The 12,707-nt window shown below is 47.8% G+C and carries 11 protein-coding genes; 4 read left to right on the top strand and 7 right to left on the bottom strand.

The features are described from left to right. Positions 1-6: 6 nt before the first annotated feature. The 4 genes from pdhA to BM056_RS13310 form a co-directional block, all read right to left on the bottom strand. Positions 7-969 (bottom strand): pyruvate dehydrogenase (acetyl-transferring) E1 component subunit alpha, encoded by a 963-nt coding sequence (gene pdhA, locus BM056_RS13325; RefSeq protein WP_092471920.1) that lies wholly within the window; start codon positions 967-969, stop codon positions 7-9. Positions 970-1,167: 198 nt separating this feature from the next. After that, positions 1,168-1,935, bottom strand: a complete 768-nt coding sequence (locus BM056_RS13320; protein WP_092471919.1) for an acetoin reductase — start codon at positions 1,933-1,935, stop codon at positions 1,168-1,170. A 183-nt stretch (positions 1,936-2,118) separates the two neighbouring features. Continuing rightward, positions 2,119-3,171 carry a 2,3-butanediol dehydrogenase gene (locus tag BM056_RS13315; protein ID WP_174549959.1) on the bottom strand — a complete coding sequence of 351 codons (1,053 nt, stop codon included), beginning with the start codon at positions 3,169-3,171 and terminating at the stop codon, positions 2,119-2,121. A 361-nt stretch (positions 3,172-3,532) separates the two neighbouring features. Then, positions 3,533-5,635 carry a sigma-54-dependent Fis family transcriptional regulator gene (locus tag BM056_RS13310; RefSeq protein WP_092471917.1) on the bottom strand — a complete coding sequence of 701 codons (2,103 nt, stop codon included), beginning with the start codon at positions 5,633-5,635 and terminating at the stop codon, positions 3,533-3,535. Between the two features lie 359 nt (positions 5,636-5,994). Here BM056_RS13310 and BM056_RS13305 point away from each other — a divergent pair, with 359 nt between their 5' ends. The 3 genes from BM056_RS13305 (at position 5,995) to gap (ending at position 7,980) form a co-directional block, all read left to right on the top strand. Beyond that, positions 5,995-6,294, top strand: coding sequence for a DUF6506 family protein (locus tag BM056_RS13305; RefSeq protein ID WP_092471916.1), 300 nt, complete (start codon positions 5,995-5,997; stop codon positions 6,292-6,294). A gap of 54 nt (positions 6,295-6,348) precedes the next feature. Further along, the gene (locus tag BM056_RS13300) at positions 6,349-6,711 is read left to right on the top strand and encodes a Lin0512 family protein (protein ID WP_174549958.1); all 363 of its coding nucleotides are present in this window, start codon (positions 6,349-6,351) and stop codon (positions 6,709-6,711) included. Between the two features lie 171 nt (positions 6,712-6,882). After that, entirely contained in the window at positions 6,883-7,980 is a 1,098-nt protein-coding gene (gene gap, locus BM056_RS13295) for a type I glyceraldehyde-3-phosphate dehydrogenase (RefSeq protein ID WP_092471915.1), read from the top strand. A gap of 59 nt (positions 7,981-8,039) precedes the next feature. Here gap and BM056_RS13290 read toward each other — a convergent pair whose 3' ends face one another. Further along, positions 8,040-9,572 (bottom strand): VanW family protein, encoded by a 1,533-nt coding sequence (locus tag BM056_RS13290; protein ID WP_092471914.1) that lies wholly within the window; start codon positions 9,570-9,572, stop codon positions 8,040-8,042. Between the two features lie 168 nt (positions 9,573-9,740). Here BM056_RS13290 and mnmL point away from each other — a divergent pair, with 168 nt between their 5' ends. Further along, complete coding sequence (gene mnmL, locus BM056_RS13285) at positions 9,741-10,709, top strand: tRNA modification radical SAM protein MnmL/YtqA (RefSeq protein WP_092471913.1); 969 nt, start codon at positions 9,741-9,743, stop codon at positions 10,707-10,709. 50 nt (positions 10,710-10,759) lie between these two features. On the opposite strand, the gene BM056_RS13280 is transcribed toward mnmL, so the two are convergent. Both BM056_RS13280 and murJ read right to left on the bottom strand, forming a co-directional pair. After that, complete coding sequence (locus BM056_RS13280; protein WP_092471912.1) at positions 10,760-11,053, bottom strand: ArsR/SmtB family transcription factor; 294 nt, start codon at positions 11,051-11,053, stop codon at positions 10,760-10,762. 74 nt (positions 11,054-11,127) lie between these two features. Next, entirely contained in the window at positions 11,128-12,654 is a 1,527-nt protein-coding gene (gene murJ / locus BM056_RS13275; RefSeq protein ID WP_092471911.1) for a murein biosynthesis integral membrane protein MurJ, read from the bottom strand. Between the last annotated feature and the right edge of the window lie 53 nt (positions 12,655-12,707).

The following is a 12,707-nucleotide window of genomic DNA, read 5'->3' as shown; positions in this document are numbered from 1 at the left end:
GTTTTTTTAATCACAATAAACATCCCTGGTCAGCTCTGTTATATCGGGCAAAGGGCTTTGCCGGGCGAATTCCAGGGCACTTTTGATCTGTTCTTTTACCTGAGTTTTGATCCTGTCCAGTTCATCCCGGCCGGCCAAACCCATTTCCAAAAGCCTGGCAGAGAACCGCTCAATGGGGCATTTCTTTTTCCATTGGTTAAGTTCATCTTCGCTCCTGTACACACAGGCATCGCCTTCAAAGTGGCCCCGGTGCCGGTAAGTTTTGCACTCAATGAGGGTGGGGCCCTCTCCTGCCCGCGCCCGTTTGACGGCTTCGGACGAAGCCTCGTAAACTGCCATCAAGTCGTTACCATCCACAGTAAGCCCGGGAATACCATAAGCTGTGGCCCGGTCCGCCACATCGGTGATATTCTGGTGCCGCTCCTGGCTCATAGAAATGCCGTACATATTATTTTCGCAGACAAAAATCACCGGCAGCTTCCAAATGCTGGACAGGTTCAGCGCTTCATGAAAGGTAGCCCTGTTGGAAGCGCCGTCACCAAAGAAACAGACCGCCACCCCATTGTTGTTTAAGTATTTGTTGGCAAAGGCTGCTCCCGCCGCCAATGGCAGACCGGCCCCAACAATACCGTTGGCACCCAAAAAGCCCAGTTCCACATCGGCAATGTGCATGGAGCCACCTTTACCTTTGCAGTAACCGTCAATTTTACCGAAGATTTCCGCCATCATTTTGTCCACTGAAGCGCCCCGGGCAATACCGTGCCCGTGGCCACGGTGGGTACTGGCAATGTAGTCCTGGTCGCTGAGATTGCTGCAGACACCTACCGCCACTGCTTCTTCTCCCACGTACAGGTGCACGAAACCCGGGATCTGCCCCTGGGAAAACATATTGGCCACTGTGTCTTCAAACTCTCGGATCAACAGCATTCTTTGGTACATTTCCATCATTTCTTCTTTAGTTAACGACATAACTATCCCTCCTAACTTAATTAAATCTTGTTGGAAGATTTTAAACATCCCTTTGCCTTAGCAAGGACAATGCCATAAAACAAAACGCCCCAAACAGTAAATGAATAAGCTTACCTTTGAAGAAAGCCGGTACGTAAAACTGTTCGATTAATGTACAGTAATTGGCTAACATGAATGAGCAAAGTTTATCAGTTTAAATTAACTCATGACTATCCCACCGTCGATCATTACGGACTGGCCTGTCATATAGTTTGAATCCGCTGAAGCCAGATAAGATACAAAGCAGGCCACGTCATCCGGAGTTTGCACCCGGCCCATCGTTATCAGCTTGGAATACTCTTTTAAAACCTCTCCTTTGGGCAGCCCCAGGTAAGGTCCCATTTTTTCATCGATGAGCTCCCACATATCTGTTCCCACAATGCCGGGGCAATAGGCATTAACTGTGATTCCGTACGACCCCAATTCTTTGGCCAGTGCCTGAGTAAAACCCCTTACAGCAAATTTAGTTGCGCTGTAAGCAGCCAACAAATAAAAGCCGGCATGTGCCGCTATACTGGCGCAATTGATAATTTTACCGCTATTTTGTTTAATCATCTGTTTGGCTGCCGCCTGGTCACAAAGAAACATTCCCCTGCAGTTCACTGCGAAAATTTGATCCCATTCACTCGCGGTCATCTCTATAGCCAACTTAACATTAGCCACCCCCGCATTAGCAACCATCACATCTAATTGCCCGAATTTGCCGACTACCTCATCGACCATGGCGTAAACTTCTTTTTCGTTGGATACATCAGCAGCTATGGCCATAGTATTACTACCCAGGGCTTCTATTTCTTTTGCCACCTGATTGACATTTTCAGCATTAATGTCATTAACCACAACATCTAAGCCGTCCTTAGCCAATCTAAGAGCGATTCCCTTACCAATCCCCCGTCCTGCTCCGGTTACAATCGCAACTTTACCCATTATAATTTCCTCCTTTAACACTAACTTTTTGATTGATTGTTTATAGTTTATTCAGACTATTTAGCATATTTATCAAACAATATCATTACGACAAAACATCACCACTTGAAGTGGACAGTGCATTCAGAATGCGGATCGCAGCAGCTTTCTGATTTATTAAAAGTAAAGTGCATCAACTAACTATCATGGCCGAACAAGGATTTTAATATTTTCTTCTGTACGGTTTATCAGTTCTTCAAAACCTTTTTCTACAATATCATCAATTGTTATTTTACCGGTAATCAGTTGTTCAACATCAATGCGGCCGCCGGCAACCAAATCGATAGCAGGACCAAACTCACCATAATAAGCCAGAGAACCCGTTACCGTCTTCTCTGTGAAAGATAAACTGTTAAAATGAAAACTGCTCGCTTTTTCGAAGATCCCAACAATAACTACTTTACCAGCTGTTCTGGCCAATTCTACTGCCAGTGGACCTGTTTTATCATTTCCGATGCATTCAAATACCACATCAGCTCCGCCACCGGTAAGCTCATGAATTTTCGCAACAACATCTACTTCCGAGGGGTCTAAGACTACAGTCGCACCTGCCTTCAGTGCGTACTCCTTTCTGGCCTTAGCCATTTCAATAGTATATACCTCTCTGGCACCGGCGGCACGCGCGCACATGAGAGTAACCAACCCGATTGTACCCGCGCCAAGCACAACTGCAGTATCACCCTGAATAAGCGGCGCGCGGCGTACAGCATGCATACCTACCGCCAGGGGTTCGATCAAAGCCGCGGTTTCATAAGACATATTGTCCGGTATTTTATATATCGTATAAGCCGGCACATTTACATATTCTGCAAAGGCACCATCGATCATTAAACCGGTAAAAGCAAGCTTGTCACAAAGACTATACCGGTTTTCTTTACAACGATCACACTCCCAGCAAACCTGACAGGCATCCGGGGCCACCCGATCTCCGACCTTAATATTGGTTACTCCCGGGCCGACTTCCACTACTTCACCGGAAAATTCGTGACCAAGAATAACGGGGGCTTTTTTTCCGGTTAAAGGATGCTCCTTTTCCGTTGGAATAAAAATAGGACCGGCCAAGTATTCGTGCAGATCGGAACCACAAATTCCGCACCACATTACCTTCACTTTTACCTGTCCCATCCCCGGACTCGGCGGTTCCGGTACATTCATGATCCTAATGTCCTTCTTTCCATACCATAATGCAGCTTTCACAGCAACAACCTCCTTAATGATTTTATTTACGTAAAATGGCACTTTGCAATAAATATGCCTACTATACCATTTTTTCATATCTTAATAATTAACTTAAATCCCTTGGCCAAGCCAAACCGGCGTCAACTTTACAATACCCATCACCGGAACTTCGTTGCAACAATTGCAGTTCGGCTTGGCCAAACAAAATGTCCCAAGCAACAACAAAGATTACTATAAAGAACATTACTGTTCGGAAACCGTACAATGGTCATAACTCGAACAATGTGTAACTTTCTCAGCTCTTGTTACTGGGCAAAAAAATACCGGCTGCCTTTCATTACTGGCAGCCAGTATTTTTTTTGCCCAACCTTATCTTTACTCAATCTTTAAGATCATATTTTTTCAGTTTATCATACAGTGTGTTCCGGCCTATACCCAGCGCCCGCGCCGTCCGGCTGATATTGCCGTCAAAACGCTGCAGCGCCTCGCGAATAGCTTGTTTTTCTATTTGTTCCAGTGTGCTTACAGGATTACCCCTTCCTGATTCCTCCGGTTCACAGGGAACCTGCCCGGCCAATCCTTGCGAATCCCGGGCCGGCTTTTGCAGGTAACGCGGTAAATGTTCCACCCGGATAACATCGTCATCGGTAATAATCAGCACCTGCTCCAGCACATTGGCCAGTTCCCGCACATTACCCGGCCAGTGGTACTCCGCCAGCATCTTCATTGCTGCGGAGTCAATTTTGCATACCGGCCTTCCCAGCCTGGCGGCAATGGAAACCAGCAAATGCTGAGTGAGCAGCTGCAGGTCGCCTGCGCCCCTGTCCCGCACGGGAGGTATTTCAATACACAGCACATTAATCCGGTAAAAAAGATCTTCCCGAAAGCGGCCCTGTTGCATCTCCCGCAGCAAGTCCTTATTGGTGGCGGCTATCACACGCACATCCACAGGAATAATTTTGCTGCCACCAACCCGCATCACCGCTTTTTCCTGAAGCACACGCAGTAAATTGGCCTGCATCTCCAACGGCATATCGCCGATTTCATCTAAAAACAGTGTACCACCGTGGGCCAGCTCAAATTTGCCCCGCTGGCCGTCCCGCTTTGCACCTGTAAACGACCCTCCGCTATAGCCGAATAGCTCGCTCTGGATCAACCCGCTGGGCAGCGAGGCACAGTTAACTGGAATAAAGGGGCCCTGGCGGCGGTCACTCGCCATATGAATAGACATGGCAAATACTTCTTTGCCGCTGCCGCTTTCCCCCAGCAGCAGCACGGTGGAGGAACAGGCCGCCGCCCGCCGGGCCAGATTAATCGCAGCGCGAACAGGCTGGCTGCAGCCTATAATACCATTGAAAGGAGCGGCCTGCCGGCTGGCGGTACCGCTGGATACCCCACCGGAAGGCCGGACCGGGCCGTTACCGGAACCAGTATCAGTGCTTGGGCCAGCGGCTTTCATTTCCCCGCCGGTGCAATGGCCTCCCGGCCCTCTAACGCCATTCTTTTGGATACGGATAACCGCCACAGCGCCGCCTATTGTGCCGTTACTATGGGTAATGGTTTTGACAGAGCAAACCAACCTGCCCAGGGGAGCAGAGATAATAAAATCCTCCCCATTTGCTGAAGCTCCAGCCGTAAAGCAGCCGGAAACGATATCGCCGCCCAGCACATGATTGAAGCGCATCCCCTTTAATCTGCCATATGACAGGCCCAGCAAGTTGCAGGCGGGAATATTGGCATCGGTAATTATTCCATCTCCATTAATATACATTATTCCATCGGTAACCGTATCCACCGCTGTTGTCAACTTTTTAAGCGCCAATTCCAATTCACTTTTGGACAATTCCCTGCGCAGCTGGCTTTCAATGGCTTGAGCCGCCGCTACAATCATGCCCAGCGTATGCGGGTGCATTTTATCATAGGGTCCCGACATATCCAAACAGCCCAGCACATGCCCCTCCGGACCGCATATGGGTGCCGCCGAGCAAGTCCAGACATGATGGTGGGAGCAAAAATGCTCAGCGCCGGTAATCTGGATGGGAATGCCGGATGTCAGTGAAGTGCCTATGGCATTGGTGCCCACCGACTCTTCCGTCCAAACAGCCCCCTGGCCGAAGTTCAGCCGCTCCGCGCTGTTCAGAGTTTGATAATCACCCATCGTTTTAAGTATAATACCTTCGTTGTTTACCAGTACCACCATGAAGCCAGACCCCTGAACGGTATGATACACCGACTCTATTACAGGCGTAGCCACTTCCAAAAGCATTTTATTGGACTCGCATATTTGTTCCAGCCGGTCCCGCCCGTATATGTGATCACACTTACCGCCCAGGGGATTTACCTCCGCCTTTTTGCATCTTTGCCAGGATGAGACGATGTCACTGTTTAGTTTATTCAAATCAAGTTTATCGGAGTATATAAAATCCTCCCAATTTTTTTCCAGATTTCTCCTTTTATTTAATCCTGCATGACCTGCCATCATGTTTTCCCAGACCCCCTAATCAATAATACTTGTACACTATTCCCCTAAAAATCGGCACCAAAGTGCTCACCAAGCGTTATGAGTGTCTGGTTATGCATGTCCGTGTTGATAACTAAAATATTGTTTCAGTTGATAAAATAACCACAATTTTTTTATTAATAATAGTTTATATAGCTCCGGCACTAATTTCAAGAATATTTTAGCACAATTCACATCAGCTAGAATTATTTGCTTCCCGACAAAACAGTGTACGAAAACCGGACAGACCCGAGCAGTTCCTGCTAAAATTTCGACCTGCAGGTTTTGGCATATGTTTTGCATCATAATCCCGTTAAATGTTAAAAGGAGGTTTTTTTATAATGCTTAAAGCAGCGTTTATTTTTTTAGCGCCCGGCGCCGAGCCCGCCCAGCACAATTCCGAGGTGCGCACTCCGGAAGTGGAATTAAAAGTGATAGGGGTACGGAACTATCAAGCGGCCGAAGAAGTCATCCAACAGTTGGTTGCCGAAGGGGTCAAAGCCATTGAGCTGTGCGGAGGCTTCGGTCACGAAGGTGTAGCCAGAGCCGCCCGGGCTGCGGGCAGGGATGTGGCTGTAGGAGCGGTACGCTTTGACGTACACCCGGGGCTGAATGGAAACAGCGGCGATGCCATCTTTTAATTACAGCTTTTCCAACAACTCATAGCCAAAACGATAGTGGAGGTTTTATTCCGTATGATCAAGCGATATATCATAGAATTCGGCACCGGTATTGATTTTCATGGCCAGGATGTAACGGGCGCGGCTTGCAAAGCTGTTAAAGACGCCATATCGCATGCTTGCCTGTGCGGCATACCGGAAATTCTCGGCATTACAGACCTGAATCAAATGGTAGTTGATGTAACGGTGGCCGTGCCTTGTCCGGAAAAACTTGACAGCCAACAGGTTTTGGAAACAATACCCTTTGGCAGCAAGTCCTGCAGAACAATAGCCGGCGGCATGCAAGCGCCGGGCCTTTTACTGCCTGAATTAGGGGATGGAGATGATTCCATCATCGTTGCCATCGCCTGTGTGGAAGTCAAGTTGGACCTGGACTAAAAAATAAAAATTTACCGGGCAAAACATTTTGCAGGATCAGGATATAATGGAACTGCGTGCTTAAATAACCGTACATTTGGCATTCATACCTTTCCAGCCGCCGGTCAAACTATAGCTAACAACTACTATATGCAAAAAGAATGGTTCAGACTGGAAAGGGGCTGTCTATTAATGACGATAAAAATCGGAATCAACGGCTTCGGCCGTATCGGACGTAATGTATTTCGTGCGGCCTTGAATAATCCCGAAGTGGAAGTAATAGCGGTAAACGACCTGACCGATGCCAGAACGCTGGCCCATTTATTAAAGTATGATTCGGTGCACGGCGTTTTAAACGCTGAGGTTAGAGCTGAAGAAGGAAGTTTTATGGTTAATGAGAAAAAAGTCCGCGTTCTGGCTGAAAGAGACCCGGCTGAACTGCCATGGGGCAACCTCGGGGTTAGCATGGTGGTTGAATCCACCGGCCGTTTCACCAAGGGGGAAGAGGCTGCCGCACACCTGCGGGCCGGCGCCCGCAAGGTAATCATTAGCGCGCCGGGCAAGAATGTTGACGCAACAATTGTTATGGGGGTAAACCACAATGATTATAATCCCGAAAAGGATAATGTGGTATCCAATGCCTCCTGCACCACCAACTGCCTGGCACCGGTGGTCAAAGTACTGCACCAGCGTTTTAAAATAAACAACGGCATGATGACAACGGTGCATTCATACACCAACGACCAGCAAATCCTTGACCTCCCCCATAAGGATCTGCGCAGGGCACGGGCAGCGGGGGTATCGATAATTCCCACCACAACGGGCGCCGCTAAAGCCGTGGGACTGGTGATTCCTGAACTCCAGGGCAAGCTAAACGGCCTGTCCATGCGCGTACCCACCCCCAATGTGTCAGTGGTTGATTTTGTGGCTGTGGTAGAACGGGCCACTTCCGCAGAGGAAGTTAATGAGGCTTTGCGCAGCAGTGCCGAGGGAGAACTAAAGGGGATCATGGCTTACAGTGATGCCCCACTGGTTTCCAAAGATTACTATGGCGATTCACATTCATCCATAGTCGACGCTCCCTCCACCATGGTAATGGACGGCAAGCTGGTTAAAGTGCTGGCCTGGTACGATAACGAGTGGGGCTATTCATGCCGGGTGTTAGATTTGTTGCTGTACATGGCCAAGCGCGAATCCGGCAATGTTCCCAAAATCACCTGGACGGGAATCACCAGGACTGATATGTACCGCAGCGTTACTGCGGCTTACGTCCCGCCGATAAAAAGCTGACACTATAATATAACGAAGCTGTTGGCAATTTTTAGCCAACAGCTTCGTTTTTTATCAGCTTAATTCAGATCAGTATTAACGGCCGGCGGCTGCTGTCCGGTGGATTCACCCTGTTGATTTGAGCCACGGGCCGGCGTCTCCTCGCCGGTAGATTCACCCGCCCGGGTTGAGCTTTGGTCCGAAGGCTGATGAGGTTTAGCTGCTTCCGGCCTGGGAATCTCTGTTTCATTGTTTACAGCCACTATTTCTTCAACAGGTTGGTAATAGCTGGCAGGCAACGGTTCCCGCGCAATCTCTTTGTCCCCTTCCAGCACAACCCTTTCAGCTGCCACCTTATACCCTTCGGCGCCTTGCTGAACCAGCTTCGGTTGCCCCGGCGCCACTGCCGGGTCAATTTTATATATTTTTTTAGGCTCTACGGTTTCCGTTATCCAGCTGTTAATTTGCACTGATCTTTTTACGCTGTCATTTCCAAACACTTTAACAGTTACCCCGTTCCCCTGAACAGCTGTTTTAATTAGCAAGTAGCTGCCGGAATTATTTAGGAATTTAAAATCAAGTACGCCATAGGCCACTGCGGCGTCCCGTCCAACAGGGACATAACTTACCGGCAGGGAATGGCTGCTCCGCTCCTTGACATCAAGGTCGGCCAGCAAAATGGCGTTATATAATGTTGTGGAAACCTGACACACCCCGCCGCCCCAATCTTCTTCAAGCTTGTTCCCCACAATCACGTTCGCGGGCTTATAGCCTTCCTCCGCACCCCGCGGGCCAACAACGGTATTAAACGATACAGTTTCCCCCGGCTTAACTAACAGCCCATCCAAAGCCTCTGCTGCAGTAGCGATATTATGGGTGCGGTTAGTTTGCTGAGCATTGAAACTTGTTGTAAATGTCCCGACCAGACCTATGACACCCCAAGAGCGGATGTCGCCCGCAGTAATCTCGGGCTGTTCAACTTTTACCGGCAGATCGAGTTTTAAGCTTTGATTGTTTTGAATCCGCTCAATTAGTTGGCTGGAAAACAAATTTTCATCAATAAAATAACCATCTTGCGACGGCTCGACAACTACCTGATCACCGGCGGTTATTGCCAGCCGGGCGTTGACAGCTTTCTGTTCCATAGTTCCGCAGATCCCCTGCAGCACCTGGTGGACTTTTTCGCTGTCTAAATAGATTACCGGTTGAAGATTTCTTTCCACCGGGTGTAATTGGGCCTGCCAGCGTCTTATTAGACCCAATTGCTTACCCAATTCCAGCGCCTGATCTATTGTTTCTTCGTTATCCATGGTTAAACCAAGCTGACCCAGAGTAACACTATGCCCTACGCCGTTGTAGACAATCTCTACTGCTTGCGAGGAAATTTCATCCGCAAGCTGGGCCAATCGCTTAATCCCATCCTGCCTTTCCAGATTCGACAGGCTCACCCCGTTTACTGAAACGCCGGGCAAGATTTCGGTCGCCTCAGCCTTTAAAGCTTTATCACTTGCATAATGGCCTATAATCATTAATGCAAAGCAAACTGGCACTGTCATCAGTGCTGCTTTCTTAATAAACGATTGATTTTTTTTTCTTCTTCTTTTTGCTGCCAACGATCATTCCCCCGGCTGTTTTTGTTGTTATCTCTATGACGCTATTATTCGACAAAAAGTTTCACTACCGGGGCTATTAAATAAATAAAAAATTACCGTTACAGGTAAGGTCATTGGAGGTTGGCTGTCAAATATGATAGAATTTGCATAAAACACGCAGGAGCTAACATGGAAAACAAAAACAGATATAATATTTACTCAGAACACCTGATTAAAAAATTTGGCCAAAAGGTATATAAACTACCGGTTAATTTGCCGGGAACCTGCCCCAACCGGGATGGCACCCTGAGTACAGGCGGCTGTATATTTTGTGATGAGCAGGGGGCCGGCTTTGATGCCCTGCCCAACTCGCTGTCGGTGCAGGAACAAATCAGAGAAAACAAGAAATATTTTAAAAAGAAATTTGGCGCCCAAAAATTTATTGTTTACTTCCAGGCATTTACAAATACCTATTTACCTCCGGGCCGTTTTGCTCAAAATATCCGAACAGCCGCAGCAGAAGAAGATGTAGTGGGCATTTCAGTATCAACAAGACCGGACTGTATTAATGAAACTTACCTGGATATTCTCGCAGCAGCCAAAGAGGAAAAAAACCTGGACATCAACGTGGAACTGGGTCTTCAATCAGTAAATTATCATACCCTGAAAAAAATAAACAGGGGCCACACCCTGGCGGAATTTCTTGATGCCGTAAGCCGCATCCATCGCAGGCAGTTTGAAATATGTGTTCATTTAATATTAAACCTGCCCTGGGACAACATTGACGATGTGATTGAAAACGCCAAAATTGTCTCAGCACTAGGTGTAAAATACGTTAAACTACACTCTCTTTATATTGTTCGTGATACAGAACTCGGGAATATGTACCAACGCGGAGAGATAAATCTGATTACTTTGGAGGACTATGTCCGCAGGGTTATAACCTTCTTGGAATACCTGGACCCCGGCATTGTCATTCAACGCCTGGTGGGAAAGGGCCCCCAAAACGAGGTATTATTTTGTAACTGGGATGCCAGCTGGTGGAAAATTAAAACTGAGCTGGAAAGAAAACTGGTTGAGGAAGACACCTGGCAGGGCAAAAGATTTAATTACCTTAACGGAAAAGCTCTAAACAGGTGGAGTCAGCCCTCTGATTAATAAAAGTTTGGACTACCACTATCTTGTGGTTGGATTATGGGTTAAGTTCTCTACTTAAAAATATCCTGTTTATCACCCAGCAACACTTTTATCAATTCCTTAACCTTTTCATTGGTGACTTTATAATGAACCTCAGTGCCACAACGCACGCCGTCAACTATACCCTGGGCCCGTAATATGGCCAGCTGCTGTGATACCGTTGACTGCGGCAAGGCCAAACAGTCCTTCATTTTATTGACGTTACAAGTATCGTTAAGCAAGCCTGCCACAATACAAAGGCGGGTTGGATGGGCCAGAGCCTTTAATAATCTGGCGGGCTCATCATAATTCATTGTTTCTTTCATGTTGTTCAACACTCCCCAGCACCTGTTGTTATCTTTTTTTAATAATATATTATAATATTATGTTTTATTCAATATCATTTTATTATTCTGCGCCTAATAAATGCTGTTTCTTCTATGTTGAATAATACCAGCATGAATATAAATATTATGCCGGCTGCGCCAACCGCCAGTGATATGCCCAGTATTAATCCTGGAAGGGTCACTGCACCGGTGTATAAACCTGCATATCCTCCAATCAGGCGCATACCAAGTGTGGAAACCACGGTTGCAGCCAAAATTTTCAGCTGATCCTTAGATTGTTTTTTCCAGTCAAAACCAGGTAAGCGCAGTGAGAGAAACACCAGGAAAAGGATGGCTGTAACAAAGAAACCAACCGTATTGCCCAATGCAAGGCCGGCATGCCTCATTGCGCCAACCAGCAGGTAATCTGCCGCAATATTTATACCCAGCCCGGCCAAACCAAACAGCAGAGGCAAAACAGCGTCGCCAAGGCTTAAAAATGTACATGTAAGCACGGATACAGCGCACATGGCAACAACAGAAAGAGAGTAAAAGCCAAGAGCTGTAGCGGTCGCCGCAGTGGCGGAAGCGTCAAAAGCCCCCCGTTCAAAAAGCAGTCTGGTTAATGGTTCCGGCAGTATTAACATTATGGCTGCGCTGGGGTAAGCAACCAGCGCAACCAACCGCAAACCCATAGCGGTCCTATCGCGAAGCTGCTTCATATCACGGCGGCTTGCGGCGGCAGCAAGCGCAGGAAAAAGCACAGAGGAAACCACAGCAACAAAAAGACCGTAAGGCAGCTCGCGCACCCGGTTGGCAAAATTTAGCGCCGCTATGCTTCCCTCGGGTAAATGGGAGCCAAACCAGCGATCTACAAACACAAAGCCCCGGGCAGCCAGGGTGGAAATTATAACGGGTACGGTAAGACGCATTACCGCGATAACATCCGGGTCCTTTAAATCCAATTTCGGCAGCAGGGGAATACCGAACCTTCTTAACGCCGGCAGGTTATACAGGTAAAACAAGACCGCACCGGCCAACGTACACCAGGCCAGGCCGGGACCCTGCATAGTTCCGAATGGGAGAATTAAGGCCAGGAAGATAAGGTTTTGCCCGACCGGAGCCGCGGCCGGAACGGAAAATTCCCTGTGGGCATTAAGGGCCGACTTGGCCAAAAAACCCATGGTTAGGAAGAAAGTCGACGGCAGCATGATTCTGGTGCATAACAGCGCCAGGTGTCTGGCCTCACCGACAAAACCCGGGGCCAACAAGTCCACAACCTGCGGAGTAAAAATATAGCCGAGAACAGTTAACACCGCTACAAAGGCGCCGATCAAATAAAACACCGTAGACGCCAGATAAGTGCCGTTCCGTCCTTGAATACGCGCTGTGTAGGCAGGGAGAAAGGCATTACCGGCAGAAACGCCGATGATAGTGGAAAATGTAAAAGGTATGGTGGCAGCTACAACAAAAGCGTCGGACTGAGCCGACGTCCCTAAAAGCGCGGCTATAACCTGTTCCCGAACAAAGCCCAGAACCCGGCTGGCCACAAACAATATTAACAAAACAGATGATGCTTTAAAAAAAGTCTTGGCTGACATATTCTAAGAATAATGTTTATCCAAATGGTTTGCAAGGGGGGAGATCGTCATAT

This window comes from Desulfotruncus arcticus DSM 17038, assembly GCF_900113335.1.
Classification (GTDB): domain Bacteria; phylum Bacillota; class Desulfotomaculia; order Desulfotomaculales; family Desulfallaceae; genus Desulfotruncus; species Desulfotruncus arcticus.
This window is presented reverse-complemented; position numbering and strand designations above follow the sequence as displayed.